A 17,338-nucleotide genomic window follows, 5' to 3' on the forward strand; every position below is an offset into this window, starting at 1 on the left:
AAATTTTTAAAGCCGTAAAAGTACTAAATTAACCAAAAAAAACGCTCCCAAAGGAGCGTTAATTATTGAATGATAAGACATTTATCTTTGTAAGTTTTTTGCCTCGATGCTCATTGTTGCGTGAGGGACAATTTTAAGCCTCTCTTTTCCGATTAATTTTCCTGTGATTCTACAAACACCGTAAGTTTTGTTTTCTACACGGAATAGTGCATTCTTTAAATCTCGTATAAACTTTTCTTGACGAATTGCAAGCTGTGAGTTCGCTTCTTTCGACATGATTTCGCTACCTTCTTCAAATGCTTTAAACGTGGGAGATGTATCATCTGTACCGTTGTTAAGGTCATTCATATAGGCGCTTTTAATCAAATCTAAATCGGCTTGAGCCTTTACGATTTTAGTCTGAATGATTTCCTTAAACTCTGCTAAATCAGCGTCAGAGTATCTTGCAACTTCATCTACCATAATACTAATTTTTTGTAATTGTTATTTTTGTTGTTATTCCATCAAAGTCAATTTCCGTGCCATTCTCTATAATTTCCTCAAAAACAAGAACTTCTGTCAGTGTTTCCGATTTGATATAGTCTTCATTGGCCTTAACTGCTACTTCCAAAGTATCATTTTTTTGCAAATGCACTTTAATTTTATCCGTCACCTCAAATCCGGTATCTTTACGAATATTTTGAATTCTGTTCACCAATTCTCTTGCAATTCCTTCTTGTTTCAGCTCGGGAGAAATTGTAATATCCAACGCAACCGTTATTCCGTTTGAATTAGCAACCAGCCATCCTTCAATATCTTGTGACGATATTTCTACATCTTCTAGTGATAAAATTACACTATTTCCCGCAATTACAACAGTTAACGTACCTTCTTTGTCAAATTGTGAGATTTGTTCTGCAGTTAGATTTTGTATCTCTTTGGAAATCAATCCCATATCTTTTCCGAAGCGAGGTCCCAAAGCTTTAAAATTCGGTTTAATTTGTTTAATCAAAATTCCCGAAGCATCGTCCAAAAGTACGATTTCTTTCACGTTTACTTCAGCTCTTATTAAGTCTGAAACCGCTTCAATTTCGAGTCTTTGATTCTCGTCAAGTACTGGAATCATTACCTTTTGCAGTGGTTGACGCACCTTTATCATCTCCTTTTTTCTTAGTGATAAGACCAGTGATGAGATAGTCTGTGCTTTCTGCATTTTACTCTCTAACATTTTATTAACATACTTTTCAACTGAAACTGGGAACTGAGCCAAATGTACGGACTCAAAATTTTCTGTTTGTGTTGCTTTTGTTAAGTCTCTGTAAAGTGCATCCATAAAGAACGGAGCAATTGGCGCACTTAATTTACTAATAGTTAACAAACAAGTATAAAGTGTTTGATAAGCCGCGATTTTGTCCTCTGCATATTCGCCCTTCCAGAAGCGACGACGACACAAACGAACATACCAATTACTTAAATTCTCTTGTACAAATTCGGATATCGCGCGAGCCGCTTTTGTAGGCTCATAATCGTCATAATAACCGTCAACCTCAGCAATTAAAGTGTTTAATTCTGAAATAATCCATTGATCAATTTCAGGTCTTTCGTTTACTGGAATTTCAGCTTCCGCATATTTGAACCCGTCAATATTGGCATATAAACTGAAGAATGAATAGGTGTTGTACAACGTTCCAAAGAACTTACGACGCACCTCAGCAATTCCTTCTAAATCAAATTTTAAGTTATCCCAAGGATTGGCATTGGAAATCATGTACCAGCGCGTAGCATCCGGGCCGTATTCTTTTAAGGTTTCAAAAGGATCAGCGGCATTACCCAAACGCTTGGACATTTTTTGACCATTTTTATCCAAAACTAATCCGTTTGATACTACATTTTTGTAGGCAATTTTATCAAAAACCAAAGTCCCTATAGCGTGTAAAGTATAAAACCAACCACGAGTTTGATCCACTCCTTCGGCAATAAAATTCGCAGGAAAATCTTTGTTTTCGTCTATTTTATCTTTGTTTTCAAAAGGATAATGCCATTGTGCATAAGGCATCGCTCCTGAGTCAAACCAAACATCTATCAAATCGGCCTCACGCTTCATTGCTTTCCCAGATGCCGAAACTAATGTAATTTGATCGACCACATTTTTATGCAAATCAATCAAATCATAATTTTCCTCAGACATGTTTCCAATCTGGAATCCCTTAAATGGATTTTCAGCTTGAACTCCTGCTTGAACCGCTTTTTCGATTTCGTTGTACAATTCTTCAACTGATCCGATTAGCATTTCTTCGGTTCCGTCTTCGCTTCTCCAAATTGGCAATGGAATTCCCCAATAACGGGAACGGGATAGATTCCAGTCGTTGGCATTTTTCAACCAATTCCCAAAACGTCCTTCACCTGTTGCTTTTGGCTTCCAATTGATGGTTTCGTTCAAGTCGAACATACGATCTCTAACCTCGGTTATTTTTATAAACCAAGAATCCAAAGGATAATATAAAATTGGCGTGTCGGTTCTCCAGCAATGTGGGTAACTGTGCACGTATTTTTCTACTTTGAATGCTTTATTTTCTTCTTTTAATCGAATTGCGATTTCTACGTCTATAGAACGTTCTGGAGCATCTCCGTCAGCAGCGGTATAATATTCATTCTTAACATATTTCCCACCCAATTCACCCATGTGTGAGGTGAACTTTCCTTGCAAATCTACTAATGGAACTGGGTTTTCATTTTCATCCAAGACTAACATAGGCGGTACTTCGGGCGTAGCTTCTTTAGCAACCTTAGCATCATCGGCTCCAAAAGTTGGGGCAGTATGTACAATTCCGGTTCCGTCTTCAGTAGTAACAAAATCTCCTGAAATTACTCTAAAAGCGTTTTCTGGATTTTGGTAAGGCAATGCATATTGCATCAATTGCTCGTAACGAATACCTACTAAATCGGCTCCTTTACATTCGGCAAGAATATGAAATGGTATTTTTTTGTCTCCTTCTTTGAAATTTTCAAAATCAGATGGGTCGGTACTTTCAAAAAAACCTTTACCAAACTGTTTCCCCACCAGATTTTTGGCCAAAATCACATTGGATGGACGGAAAGTATACTGGTTGAAAGTTTTTACCAAAACATATTCAATTCTTGGTCCGACAGTCAATGCAGTATTACTTGGTAAAGTCCAAGGAGTGGTCGTCCAGGCTAAGAAATGAATTTCATCTAAATCTAGTCTTTCAAACTTATAATGCTTTAAATTATTAGAACTGATATAGTCATAAAAAACATTAAAAACCAACTCTTTTTGATCTTCTAAAACTTTGAATTGAGCAACAACAGTTGTATCGGTAACGTCTCTATAACTTCCTGGTTGGTTCACCTCATGCGAACTCAAACCTGTCCCCGCTTTTGGAGAATACGGCTGAATGGTGTAACCCTTGTACATCAAATCCTTATTGTAGATTTGTTTCAGCAGCCACCAAACCGATTCCATATATTTGGATTTGTAAGTCACGTATGGATCTTCCATATCAACCCAATATCCCATTTTTTCGGTCAGGTCATTCCATACATCGGTATAACGCATTACGGTTTTTTTACACGCTTCGTTATACTCTTCAACAGTTATTTTTTTTCCAATATCTTCCTTGGTGATTCCTAGTTCTTTTTCCGTACCCAATTCCACAGGTAAACCATGGGTATCCCAACCGGCTTTGCGCTTTACTTGGAATCCTTTTTGGGTTTTATATCTGCAAAAAATATCTTTAATCGCGCGTGCCATTACGTGGTGAATTCCAGGCAATCCATTAGCAGAAGGCGGACCCTCAAAAAACACAAAAGGCTCATTTCCTTCGCGAGTGGTTACACTTTTCTCAAAAATGTTTTTTTCCTTCCAAAAATCCAGCACTTCCGATGCCACTGTAGGCAAGTCAAGTCCTTTGTATTCAGTAAATTTTGTACTCATTTTATCCTTTTCTTAATCGTGGTGCGAAAGTAAGAAATTTTAAAATAAAAAGGCAATGAGCATAAGTAAAAGTTACTCTTAGTTATTTTTTGTTGATCAAGCCATTTTTTAAACCATTAAATTATTAAAAAAATAAGCCCAATAAATTCATGCAAAGCATTTTAGAAATTAAAAACAGGTAATTATACGCGCATCTGATTTTTAAAATATTTGTACGTTTGATCCTCCTAATCAGCAAGTTAATAAATTTTAATACAATGAATTTAGCTAAGGTACTTGACAAACTTTCCAAGAAAATAACTTCTGAAATTACAGCATCAAATAATGGAGTTGTGGTAAGTATCCAGCTAACAAATGTTGCCACTTTGAATGATGGTGACGAATTTTTACAGGAAAAATCTTCGATGATTCTTTCCATAGTAAATATTGAAGAAGATAAAACGCTAAAAAATCAAAGTTTGTACAAAGAATATTCAGGAAATGGCAACTCAATTGAAAAATATAAAAAGCCTACCCAAAACTTGATTTTTTCTCTATTATTTACTTCTTACAATAAAAAATTAGACCAATATGCTGAAGGACTTGATAAACTAGAATACATCATTAAATGCCTTCAAAACAACAACGTGTTTTATTATGATAATACCAATTTCTTTGAACAAACCGAAGTTTCTGAAAATCAAGCTAAATCAATGAATAAAATTATTCTCGACTTAGTCAGTTTAAAATCGGAGCAGCTCAACCAAATGTGGTCTTATTTAGGGAATAGATACATGCCATCGGTATTGTATTCTATGCGAATGATACGTGTTCAAAACGAAAATAACCTACCAGCAGATCCAATCATCGATAAGGCAAAAGTTCAATTGTGGACTAATGACAAAAGCGATATAACGGGAGAAATAGAAGCCAGCTCATTCCTGTTAGAATAAAAAGATTAGCATTCCAGCAATTTAAGAACCAATAAATATAAAGTCATGAATATTAGCTCTATTAAAACACCTGGGGTATACATCAATGAGATTGACGCATTCCCGCCTTCTGTTGCTCAAGTAGCAACTGCCGTACCCGCATTTGTGGGCTTTACAGAAAATGCCCCAACCCCTAATGTTGTCACTAGGGTATCTTCTTTTTTAGAATTTCAACAACTCTATGGAGGAGCTCCTCAACCTACGGGAATTACCGTCGATTTAGATGCCAATTCTCAACCAACCGATAATTGTACGGTTGCGGAAAGCAAATTCAAACTCTACAATAGTTTACAGCTTTTTTATGCTAATGGGGGAGGAGAATGCTACATTCAATCTATTGGTTTATATACAGATGCACCTGCTTTTGACGCTACGACCAAAGCCAAATTCATTGCAGGTGTTGCAGCCCTTGAAAAATACGACGAACCTACCTTGCTTCTTTTTCCAGACGCTGTGAATCTAGGCTTTCTAGATCTTGGCGAAGTTCAAAAACAAGCCTTGATGCAATGCCAAAAACTAATGGATCGTTTTGTTATTATGGATGTAAAATACGACAAAGCAAAAACTCCAATTAAAGACAACGAAGATTTTAGAGATGGCATTGGAACCAATAATTTAAAATATGGAGCGGCTTATTATCCTTATTTAACATGCAATTTTCCACAAGCTTTTAGATTATCGGACATTAATACGGCATTGGCACCATCTGGTGGTTTCAAACAATTTTTTCCGAATAATAACGATCTTAAAGCAAACATCACTTCTTTTGAAAGCCTTCATGCAGATGTTTCCGGTTTAAAAACAACCAGCACAGCCGCAATCACAGCCAATAAGTTACTGGATTGGACTCCTACAGTAAACGCAACAAAACTAAATGCCAATTTAACAAAAAGCTGGAATCTGATCAAAGTGTTTGCCAAGCCAAATGATTTTACGAATCCCAACTTAGTAACCTATACCAATGCCGATTTGGTATCGATTTCTTTGAAACCTGTGGTTCAAAAATTGATTGATTTTAGAAAAGCGTATGAAAAATTAGCAAAAACCGATGCAACTCCTATTGCTCCCTTGGCTTTAACGATAAATGATGTTGATTTTAACGGCAATTGGGGACTTATTTCGGCAATTACAGAATCTCCAGTAAACGAGTACGATGGCAAATTGAGTAATTTAATTCCTGTTGCCGGTCCCGTTCCAGCCCATAATGAACCTGATTTTGTAAAAATTCAAGCCGAACTCAACAAATTACAAACTCTAGTGATAAATACATTGGACACAGCGGTAAATGCTGTTTACAAATATGAATTGGTTCAGGAAAATAACCTTATCGCACAAATGCCAATTTATGGAAGCATCGTTTCCAAATTATCCCAAAGCATGAATACAGTTCCTCCAAGTGGTGCCATCGCGGGAATTTATGCCCAAACAGATGGAACCAGAGGTGTTTGGAAAGCTCCCGCTAATGTGAGCATTAATGGAATCATTGGACTAACCAGAGACATTAACGACTTTGACCAAGAACCTATGAACATTCACGAAACCGGTAAATCCATCAATGCCATTCGCAAATTTACAGGTAAAGGATTTTTGGTTTGGGGAGCACGCACACTTGACGGAAACAGCAATGATTGGCGCTATATCAACGTGAGACGACTTGCCAACATGATTGAAGAGTCCGTAAAAAAAGCCTGTATGCGTTATGTATTTGAACCTAATGTTTCTCAAACTTGGGTAAACGTAAAAGGAATGATTGAAAATTACCTGACTTCGATTTGGAATGATGGAGCATTGGCTGGAGCCAAACCCGAACATGCCTTTTTTGTTGCCGTGGGAATCAACCAAACGATGACTGCACAAGATATTCTGGAAGGACGATTAATCGTAAAAATAGGATATGCTCCATCAAGACCTGCTGAATTCATTATTCTTGAATTCAAACAAATGCAACAAAAATCGTAAGCTCCCATAAAGAGTATAATTCGAAAAAATAATATTTAGTAACTAACATTTAAAAATATAAAGTTATGCCTAATACAGATTTTCCTATCCCAAAGTTCCATTTTAGTGTTGAATGGGGCGGTACAAAAATAGCTTTCACCGAGGTTTCCGGTCTAAATAAAGAAATGGATGTTATAGAGCACCGCGTAGGTTCCAGTCCAGAGTTTTTCAAGAAAAAAATGCCCGGTTTGCAAAAATTAAGCAACATTTCACTCAAAAGAGGTGTTTTTGCAGGCGACAATGAATTTTATCAATGGTACAATACTGTAGCAATGAACACTGTCGAGAGACGCAATATCACCATTTCACTCTTAAACGAAAACCACACACCAGTCGTGGTCTGGAAAGTAAAAGACTGCTTTATTGTATCCTTAAAATGCTCAGACATGAAAGCTGATGCAAACGAAGCTGCAATAGATACAGTCGAGATTGCCAACCACGGATTTACGATGGAACACGTAGCTTAACGTTATGGCGAGTTCAAATCCTATAGTAGGCTTTCATTTTTCGGTGATTTTTGAACTGTTACCCCAGTTTAGTATTGATACCAAGTTTCAAAGTGTGGGTGGTTTAAAAGGAACTCTGGAAATGGAATCGGTGAAAGAAGGCGGCCAAAACCGGTTTACGCATCAATTACCCATACGATCGGGATATCAGGATTTAGTGCTCAAAAGAGGACTTACTTCGGATATGTCTGGCGTATCGATGTGGTGTTTGAATGCCATTGAAAATTTCAATTTCAGTCCGGCCAATCTGGTGGTTTCCTTATTAAATGAAAATGGAAACCCTGTAAAGGCTTGGTATGTATCACATGCCATTCCATTATCGATAGATTACGGAGATTTTAACGCCGAAGAAAATAAAATTGTCATTGAATCAATTGCCTTGAAATACAATTTTTTCAAAGAAATCCCAATTCCAAGTTTTTAAAAAATCAACTGTTTTTATTTTACACTGAAAATTATGCCGATAGAAATCAAAGAATTGCGCATTGTAGTTAAAATTGAAGAGGAAAAACCTTCATTTCAATCCCAAACTCCTTTGGATAAAGTGCAGTTAGAATTTATAAAATCGGAGCTTATTCGCGAATGCACCTCTAAAGTTTTAGAAAAAATAAAAGAAAAATCGGAACGATGATACAAGCTGCTTTAGGTATTATAGACAAAATGAGGATTGAGGTTTTCGAGACTAATGATTACGAAAAAGATCCCAAGAAAACCATTTTTGTACAACTCAATCCAGAGAAGTACACCATGAAACACAATGTTGTTTTTAATGAAAGTCAGCCTATGGGAGCCACTGGCAACGATTTGAAATTCAACAAAATTGAGGGTGAAGAGGTGACTTTCGAATTCCTTTTTGACAGCTCAGGTGTAATTCCTCCAGGTAAAATAAAAGATGGTAAAGGGAAAATGTCATTTTTGGATAAAGCTGGTGATGTTTTTGATGCATTAAAACCAGCCATTGTTAATCCTTTTGACGAGGTAAAATCGGTAGAAGAAGATTTGGAAGCCTTCAAAAATCTCTTGTTAGGCTACAATGGCAAAACGCATCATACCGCATACTTACAACTTTTATGGGGCGGTTACAGTTTGCAATGCCGCTTAAAAAACATGGAAATTGAGTACTATTTGTTTCGAAAAGACGGAAAACCTATTAGAGCCAAAGCCAAATGTACTTTCAAAGGAACTGTAGCTTATAAAATCATGGTTGCAGAACAAAAGAAAAGTTCTCCAGACCTTACTCATGAAAGGAAATTTGAAATGAATGACAAGCTTACTCTTATATCCGAAAACATATATGAAAACCCCAATTATTATATAGATGTGGCCCAATCAAATGCCATTTTGAGTTTTAGAAATATTCGTTTTGGTACAAATTTGATTTTTCCACCAATAAAATAATTCAATATGCCAATAAAACCCTATATCGATGAAGATGAAGTCTTGAAACTAGAAATTCTGGTGAAGGATAAAAATGATGGATTGGATACCTTACTCAAAGAAGCACATGTTCATTTTGAGCTTAATAAGATTCCATCGGCTAAATTCACGTTCATTGCTTCAAATAGGGATGTTGATAAAAAGGAAACATTTCCCAGTGATGCTTTAAAGGAAAATGATGAAATCACTTTTAATGTTACCATTAAAAAAGAAAAAAAAACACTTTTTAAAGGAGTAATAAAGGCTACTGAAAAAGTACAGGATGGTAATTTTATCAATATAAAAATAGAATGCAAAGATATCGCCTTTGACATGACATTGCCCAGTACAGAACCAGAAACCAACAACCAAACTTTTGAAGACAAATTAAAATTATTCACAAAAAAATTAAAACTTAATGATGAATTATCTGGAAAAGATTGGGGAAAAGAAAAAATAACACACAACTCGGCCACGTTGCCTTGGGATTTTGTATTAGGCTATTTGGATTCGGTTGGAGTTTTTGTATCTATAAAAAACGGTGAGTTTAATGGCGTAGATTTATTAAAAACGCCTCCTACAGAAAAATATTTAGCCGAAAACGGTATTAATGTTTTCTCTTTTACAGGAAAATCAGATGAGACCAAAAAATTAAAAAAAGCGATCATTGAGCATTGGGATCCAGCAACGCAAAAAATAGTTAAAACCGAAGAAACACAAGAAGCCATAAATCCTTTTGAGAAATTAATAAAACTCAATGAGAACAGATTTAGTGAAGCGACTGTAAAACGAATGCTCAAAGCAATTCTAAAGAAAAGTGAGCTCCAAACCATAAATGGTAAAGTGCAAACTTTTGGCAATCTGGAAGCACATACGGGCGATTTTATAAAATGTAATAAGGTAAATGAAAAAATAGACAATAAGCCCATCATCATTAGTGCCATAGAACATACTATTGAAAATGGAAGTTGGAAAACCGAATATACTTTAGGATTTGAAGGAGAACCTTCATTTGCAGAAAATGCAAGTAAACAAACAGCAAGTCCACAAGCACAAATGGGACAGACGAATGCTATTAGTGGATTGCAAATAGGCGTCGTGGTACAGATTGAAGAAGACCCTAATAAGGAATTCAGGATTAAAGTTCGCATCCCTACACTGTCCGAAAAAGGAGAAGGCGTTTGGGCCAGACTTGCCACTCTCAATGCCTCAAAAGAAATGGGAAGTTATTTTATACCAAGTGTAGATGATGAAGTTATATTGGGTTGTTTAGGTAATAATCCGGACACACCAATTATTTTGGGAAGTTTATACAGCAGTGCAAAACCAATGCCTATTCAAATCAAAAAAGAAAATTATATAAAAGGTTTTGTTACCAAAGAAGGTACCCAAGTTCTCCTCGATGACGAAAAAAAATCTATCGAACTCAGTACCAAAAAAGGAAACAAACTCTTGATAAGTGATGATGAAAAAGGATTTGTTTTAGAAGATGAAAACAAAAATAAAATAACGATGAACAAAGATGGAATTACGATAGAAAGCAGCAAAGACTTTATTGTAAAAGCGTCTGGAGACGTCAAAATTGACGGGATGGGCTGCAGTGTAAATGCATCCGGAAACATGGAATTGAAAGGGGGAATCATAAAAATAAACTAATATGCCAGCAGCAGCAAGAGCATCGGATATGCACGTTTGTCCATCCACAACTGGGACAGTTCCTCATGTTGGCGGACCTATTTTGCCGGGTGGCAATACAACTGTGCTCATAGGTGGTATGCCAGCCGCAGTTGTGGGAGATAATTGTGTATGCACTGGCCCACCTGATTCCATTACAAAAGGCTCAGCAACCGTTACCATTGGTGGAAAAGCGGCGGCTAGAATGGGAGATTCAGCGGCACATGGAGGAACAATAATACTAGGATGTCCAACAGTTTTAATAGGAGGTTAGAAAAAATATGAACGACGAAACATTTATAGGAACAGGCTGGAGTTTTCCACCCACATTTAATCCCATTTCCGGATCAGTAGAAACGGTAAATGGAGTGACTGACATTAACCAAAGTTTGCAAATTCTTTTGGGGACGAAACTCGGCGAACGCATTTTAAGATCCGATTTTGGGTGCAATCTTACCCCCTTGTTATTTGAAAACATAACCGTTACCCTGCTAACCAAAATAAAAGGAATTGTAAAAATGGCGATACTCAAATACGAACCCAGAATAGACCTCAACAATGTTTCTTTTAGTTCCGAAGAAACGTCACAGGGACTAATAAAATTAGAAATAGAATACACTGTAAGAACCACCAACTCAAGACAGAATTACGTATATCCTTTTTATCTGGAAGAAGGTACCTACATAAAATAAGTGTTGCCACCTATTACTGAACTCTTATACTAAAAATAAAAAAATGGACAATTGCTCATCAAACATATCAATTCACCAAGGAATGGGAACTACCCAAGAAGAGCGATTTTTGATGGCCCTAAAACCCGATTATTTTCTTATTGATGAAAGAAAAGAAGTTGATTTTATAGCCTTTGCCCAAAAAATGGCCACTCATATAAAATTCTATAATGATACCAATGTTGAAGATGGTAATTGGTCTAACTTTTTTCAATGGGAATCGACAGCAATTCTTGTTCAACTGTATTTATGGGACGTACAAAAACTGCAAGAGCAATACAAAATTACTAAAACCAAAGTCAAAGCTTCAACGGTTACTGCTGATCGAAAAAAAATCCTTTTGTCGTATTTCGAAACCGTAAACAATCAATTCTTAGACTTTAATCGAAAAGTAAGTTTCTTAGATCCAATTATTTTAGCCAAAGAAACCTTGCAGGGAACAAGCCCGTATTTTATTCAAAAAATCAAGGATTTGAATGACAAAGTAACCGCAAGCACAAATCCATTGGCATTAATTTCAAATTCACAATTTGACAAAAACGTACAACAACTTTATGGTTTAATTCACAATTGGAAACAGGTCGCGAGCGAAAGCATTGCCAATCAATTGGAAAATTACTCCAATCACAAACCTCATTTTACATTATACCTTTCATTTTTGAAACTTTTGGGAATTGCACAAAGCCAACTCAATGAGTTTACAAAAAGGCATCTTGATTTTTATTACAGAGACATTTTACAAATACAACCTGCGAATGCACGACCTGACTATGTACATCTTGTTCTTGAACCTACTCCAGAAAAGGCCGTGTTAGTACCCAAAGGTCGTGTTTTCCCTGCGGGTAAAAATTCATTGGGCAAAAACAAATTCTACGCTGCAACAACAGACCAAGCAATTAATGATGGAACTTTACACTCTTTTTTAAGTCATTATAAAGATTCTACTACACCTTGGAAGCAATCCGATTTTACAAAATCGAATGCTCAAAATACATCTTTCAATGTGTTTTCTAGTGCGGAAACAATTGTAGAAACGGGTTTGCTTATTGCTAGTCCGTTATTCTTCTTGAGCGGAGGTTACAGAGTGATTTTTCTCAAAATAAATGATGAAACTTTAGACTTATCCCACTATAAATTTTTTATTACTGGCGAAAAAAAAGTGATCGAAATTAATGCTACTTATTACTATGACAATTATATCTATCTAGAGATCTTAGCCTCAGAAAAAAAAATAATTGCTCATGATCCCAAAATCCACGGCAGTATAAATATAAAAACTAACTATCCCGTACTGAAGATAGTATCACTGAATGGTGCAAAACAAATCGACATAACTCAGCTAGAAATCTACATTTATGTTTCAGGTTTTAAGAATTTTATTTTAGGCACAGACACGGGATTGGTTGATACCAGCAAATCGTTCAAACCTTTTGGTGATTTTCCAAAAAACGGCAATGGTTTTGTCATTGGTTGTAACGAGTTTTTTGCCAAAAAAAATGCCAATCTATCCCTCAATATCAATCCTTATTTTGCCAGTGGCCTTGATTTGCAAACAGAAAAACTAATTGATGGATTGTGGACCAATGCTCAAACTTTTAATTATGAAATTGAAAATACAAACCCAATACAGGAATACCAGGAAAAAAACACATTGCCAAACTCTTCCAGCGTTTCAGGTTATGCTAAAATTATCCTGAATGATACCGATTTTGCAGGAGAAAAATTTCTCGAAACTTTCATTACCCAAAGTAAAGCCACAAGCGGTACTCTTCCTGTTGCCCCCACTATTAATGAGATTAGTTTACAATATTCTGTTTCGGATACCTATAGCAATGGCGTATCAAATAACCCAATTGAAGTATATCACATTTTGCCTTTTGGATATAAAAAAGATGAATTATATGACTCTAAATTTCCCCATGATGCTCCTCTTGGGGGTGAGCTTTATTTAGGATTTGAAAAAGTTGTTCCTAAAAACGGATTATCTCTTTTAATTCAGCTAGCAGAAGGAACTGCCAACCCAAGACAAGAACCAGCAACAATACAATGGTCATTCTTAAACCAAAATACATGGGTACCGATTGACTCTCATGAAATGGGCGATGAAACAAACGGACTCACACAGTCCGGACTGGTGGAATTAACGATTCCTGAATTTGACACCAGTCAAACTACCATTCTGGATAAATCTCTTTTTTGGATAAAAATAGCTGTAGATCGAACCGATGCCATTTGCCATTTTATTGGTGTTCACACTCAAGCATTGAAAGCAGTTCTAACCGATTTTGAGCAAAACGGTAGTTTCTTTATTGAAAACACACCAAAAGAAACCATCTCAAAATTTCATGAGCCTATTGATTTTATAAAAAAAGTAATCCAGCCGTATGCATCCTTTTCGGGTAAAAAACAAGAAGATGATCTTTTGCTTTACCAACGTTCCAGCGAAAGGCTTAGACACAAAAAAAGAGCCATCACTTCATGGGATTATGAACGATTGATATTAGACGAATTTCCAGAAGTGCATCGGGTAAAATGTTTGAGCCATTACCGATATAATGCCACAACCATATCCAATGTTTCCGCAGGTTATATCACTTTGATTCCCATTGCAAAATCCAATAATTACCAAAATCCCATTTCCTGGAAACCGCTTTTGAGTTTGGGAATTATGAAAAAAATACAACAGCATATCGCCAAAATAGCGTCGCCTCACGCCCGAATTTCGGTTAAAACACCCACTCTGGAAAAAATAGAAGTTAAATTTAAAGTCAAATACCGCGAAATTCCTGGTGCCGATACTCGTTTATATGCTACCGAATTAATAAAAATCATCAATGCCTATTTAAGCCCTTGGGCTTTTGAAAATACTGAAGTCGTTTTTGCCAATGCCATAGAAACTTCGTCTCTTATCCAATTAATCGACAATCAAATTTTTGTGGATTATATAACTGATTTTGAAGTCAATCAAATCATTCTCAATGACACAAACGATACTGTAAAAACAACTTATTATAAAGTAAAGGAAATTATTCCGATGACCGATTTCACCTTATTTGTACCCAATGAAACTCATTTTATAGAAGAAATAAATAATTGATCCGTATGAAAACCAATTATTTTATAGCAAAAGACCGAAAGCTCCTTCCCGCTCAAGATTATGATTTCTTGAGAAAAGAAGGTATGAAATATATCGAAAAACTAGGGAACAAACTCTGGACAGATTACAATGCTCATGATCCAGGAATAACTATTCTTGAAGTTTTGTCCTATGCTATTACCGAGTTGGGTTATCGAAGTAGTTTTGATATTAAAAATATTTTGTGTGATAAATACGGGACAATTTCAAACCATACTTTTTTCCCAGCCAGCACTATTTTTCCTAATGCTCCGCTTACCGAAATCGATTATAGAAAACTACTCATTGACATTGACGGTATTTCTAATGCTTGGTTTTTGGCAACCAAAAAAACAGTTGATTCTTCAGGTTTTTTTGCGCCACACGACAATGAGATTCCTATTTATATAAATCCTGTAGAAGACAAATTGAGTTTGAAATCGGTTGACAAAAATAATACTGCTCTCCAACAATTACCCCTTAGAGGCCTGAACAAAGTAATATTGGAACTGGAAGAAGACCCCAAACTTGGCGATTTGAATTCTACTCTTTTGGACTTCGAATTTTTGGACAATGACCGATGGGTTCAAGTAAATATCAACCCGATGTTTGAATCTTGGAACAATCCAAAAGCCAATTTACTAGAGGCACTGAGCAAGCCTGCTAAAATAAAAAGTAAAAAAATTGAGAAAATAGACAACACAGTAGTACTTACTCTTTTTAAAACTCCAAGTGGTGTTGAATTTTTGACTTTTACCATTAGCTGTTATGATCCAAGCGAAATAGATATTGTGTTGGCTCATTTTTCGGTTCCAAAAAATTATCTTGAATTGGTTACTCTTTTTAAAGATAAAAAAAATAAAGTCGATGATACCTTCCAATTAGTTCATCAAAAACTGCATCAAAACAGAAATTTCACTGGGGACTATTTATGCCTTTCGACTATAGAAAGTATCGAAATTGGGGTTTGTGTTGATATAGAAATAGAGCCTCAAAGCAATGTCGTTGATGTTATGGCTCAAATTCAGATTGCCCTGTTTGATGTTATAAATCCTCCTATTCGGTTTTACACATTGGCGCAATTACTGGAGCAAGGTTATCATTCCGAAGATTTATTTCTAGGCCCCAAACTAGATCATGGTTTCTTGAAAGATGAAGAGTTAATCAACTGCTCCTTGCCCACTGCCATTCATTCCTCGGATATTATTGCTGTACTGATGGGGGTAAAAGGAGTGGTTTCAGTCAATAATCTTTTGCTTACCGCTTATGACAAAAACGGAAAACCTATTCCCGGAAGTTCCAGCCAACCTTGGAGTTTAACTCTTTCTGGAGAAGTGAATCCTATTTTTACGCCGAAGAAATCGAAAATACTTTTGTTCCAAAAAAAGATCCCTTTTCTGCTTTCAGAAAACAATCAGATGTTGGTAGATCAGAGGATAGAAATCTATAAGTCTCAACAAAAAAACTACAAATTGCTTAACACCAATAATGAACTGCCTTATCCATCTGGAACTTTTTATCAACTCGATGAGTTTTACAGTATTCAAGACGAGTTTCCCCAAAACTATGGTTTGGGCAAAAACCAATTATCGGATAAAGAATCGGATCTTCGAAAAGCACAGGTCAATCAGCTCAAGGGTTACCTGCATTTTTACGATCAAATTCTGGCTGATTTTTTCAATCAATTGTACCATTCCAAAAATATTTTGGACACCGCAACAGTAGACAGAAGCTACTTCCCTAAGTTTCTTTCAAAAAACGATTGGACCGGCGATGAATTTTATTCCAAAAATTTATACTCCACGACATTTGAGGATAATTTATGGATTCCAAATGACGACCATATCTCTATTTATGAAAACAAAACCGATTTCTACGAACGACGCAATCGGGCATTAGACCATTTGATGTCTCGTTTTGGGGAGAGTTTCAATGATTATGTTTTCATGATGTATCAAGTCAATCAAGATGCAAAAGGCTTAGGGGAACTCAGTTTTCAATTTGAAGATTTAATACAGGACAAGCAAAATTTCATCAATGATTATCCCGAAATAAGCAGTAAAAGAGGTATTGGAATGGATTACATAAATCCAAACACCCTCACTCCGCCTGATTTTTGGGGGTCCAATTCTAGAGGTGGCTATGAAAAACGCGTGGCTAAATTATTAGGTATTAATGACATTAGTTTAAGAAATGTTGCCAATGATGATAGCCCGCAATCTCAATTGTCAATCCCTACAAAACTTGGAGTTATCCATTTTAAAATTCAAAGTCCCGCTACCGATTTGGTGATTAAATGGAGTTGGTTACAAGAACATATTTTTGATCCCAATGCCTATACGATTCATAAAGCGAGCACCAAATATTATCTCTATCTTGAAAAAGATGGCACTAAAATAGCGAAGGTAGACAAATCATTTGGCTCTTTTGAAGCAGCATACGACTATTACAATTCGTTGCTACAAGCTTTGAATGAAACTTTCGAGAATTTTTATTGCATCGAACATCTTTTACTCCGCCCTTTTCTAACAACTAATCAAGACAGTGATTTACTCACGGTTTGTTTGCAGGATGATTGCAAGGATGAAGCCAATAATGACCCCTATTCTTTTAAAGCCACGATCGTTTTACCGGGTTATTTAACCCGTTTTCGAAACTTGACTTTTAGGAAATATGCCGAGAAAATTTTCAGACAAGAAGCTCCGGCACATGTGTTATTGAAAATTTGTTGGGTGAATGCAAATGACATGGCTCAGTTTCAAAAAGCCTATAAAAACTGGCTCGAAAACTACCGCTATTTTAGAATTAAATACTGTTCTAAAACACTGCTACCAAAAGACGAATCCAGCTTCTTGCTTCATCATAAAGAAATGATAACCGCTCTAAACGAATTGAATACAATGTACTCAGAAGGTAATTTATTCGATTGTCATTTGAGTGAAATAACTAACCCCATATTATTAGGAAATACAGCATTAGGAACACTTTAAAAA

The 17,338-nt window shown here is 36.0% G+C and carries 13 protein-coding genes; 11 read left to right on the forward strand and 2 right to left on the reverse strand.

The genetic code is table 11. From position 1 onward, the window contains the following. Positions 1-81 precede the first annotated feature (81 nt). Both DOS84_RS00990 and ileS read right to left on the reverse strand, forming a co-directional pair. Positions 82-462: a TraR/DksA family transcriptional regulator gene (locus DOS84_RS00990; protein ID WP_111408245.1), complete on the reverse strand. Its 381-nt coding sequence runs from the start codon at positions 460-462 to the stop codon at positions 82-84. A 4-nt stretch (positions 463-466) separates the two neighbouring features. Then, a complete protein-coding gene (ileS, locus tag DOS84_RS00995) occupies positions 467-3,934 on the reverse strand; it encodes an isoleucine--tRNA ligase (RefSeq protein WP_111408246.1) in 3,468 nt (1,155 codons plus the stop codon). 257 nt (positions 3,935-4,191) lie between these two features. On the opposite strand from ileS, the gene DOS84_RS01000 reads away from it, so the two are divergent. From DOS84_RS01000 to DOS84_RS01045, 11 genes are all read left to right on the forward strand, one after another. Beyond that, positions 4,192-4,866, forward strand: a complete 675-nt coding sequence (locus tag DOS84_RS01000) for a Pvc16 family protein (RefSeq protein ID WP_111408247.1) — start codon at positions 4,192-4,194, stop codon at positions 4,864-4,866. 45 nt (positions 4,867-4,911) lie between these two features. Further along, positions 4,912-6,864 (forward strand): phage tail sheath C-terminal domain-containing protein, encoded by a 1,953-nt coding sequence (locus tag DOS84_RS19275; RefSeq protein WP_111408248.1) that lies wholly within the window; start codon positions 4,912-4,914, stop codon positions 6,862-6,864. A 65-nt stretch (positions 6,865-6,929) separates the two neighbouring features. Further along, on the forward strand, positions 6,930-7,370 hold the full coding sequence (locus tag DOS84_RS01010) for a phage tail protein (RefSeq protein WP_111408249.1): 441 nt from the start codon (positions 6,930-6,932) through the stop codon (positions 7,368-7,370). 4 nt (positions 7,371-7,374) lie between these two features. Beyond that, the gene (locus tag DOS84_RS01015; RefSeq protein ID WP_111408250.1) at positions 7,375-7,833 is read left to right on the forward strand and encodes a phage tail protein; all 459 of its coding nucleotides are present in this window, start codon (positions 7,375-7,377) and stop codon (positions 7,831-7,833) included. Between the two features lie 33 nt (positions 7,834-7,866). Continuing rightward, the gene (locus DOS84_RS19030) at positions 7,867-8,040 is read left to right on the forward strand and encodes a DUF5908 family protein (RefSeq protein WP_165830380.1); all 174 of its coding nucleotides are present in this window, start codon (positions 7,867-7,869) and stop codon (positions 8,038-8,040) included. Beyond that, positions 8,037-8,807, forward strand: coding sequence for a CIS tube protein (locus tag DOS84_RS01020; protein ID WP_111408251.1), 771 nt, complete (start codon positions 8,037-8,039; stop codon positions 8,805-8,807). Before DOS84_RS19030 ends, DOS84_RS01020 begins: the two co-directional genes overlap by 4 nt. A 6-nt stretch (positions 8,808-8,813) precedes the next feature. Further along, positions 8,814-10,481 (forward strand): phage baseplate assembly protein V, encoded by a 1,668-nt coding sequence (locus DOS84_RS01025; RefSeq protein ID WP_111408252.1) that lies wholly within the window; start codon positions 8,814-8,816, stop codon positions 10,479-10,481. Position 10,482: 1 nt separating this feature from the next. After that, on the forward strand, positions 10,483-10,773 hold the full coding sequence (locus DOS84_RS01030; protein ID WP_111408253.1) for a PAAR domain-containing protein: 291 nt from the start codon (positions 10,483-10,485) through the stop codon (positions 10,771-10,773). Positions 10,774-10,780: 7 nt separating this feature from the next. Further along, entirely contained in the window at positions 10,781-11,191 is a 411-nt protein-coding gene (locus DOS84_RS01035; protein ID WP_111408254.1) for a GPW/gp25 family protein, read from the forward strand. A 43-nt stretch (positions 11,192-11,234) separates the two neighbouring features. Beyond that, the gene (locus tag DOS84_RS01040; RefSeq protein WP_111408255.1) at positions 11,235-14,327 is read left to right on the forward strand and encodes a baseplate J/gp47 family protein; all 3,093 of its coding nucleotides are present in this window, start codon (positions 11,235-11,237) and stop codon (positions 14,325-14,327) included. 5 nt (positions 14,328-14,332) lie between these two features. After that, entirely contained in the window at positions 14,333-17,335 is a 3,003-nt protein-coding gene (locus DOS84_RS01045) for a hypothetical protein (protein ID WP_111408256.1), read from the forward strand. Positions 17,336-17,338 lie beyond the last annotated feature (3 nt).

This window comes from Flavobacterium aquariorum (assembly GCF_003254745.1).
Taxonomy (GTDB): Bacteria; Bacteroidota; Bacteroidia; order Flavobacteriales; family Flavobacteriaceae; genus Flavobacterium; species Flavobacterium aquariorum.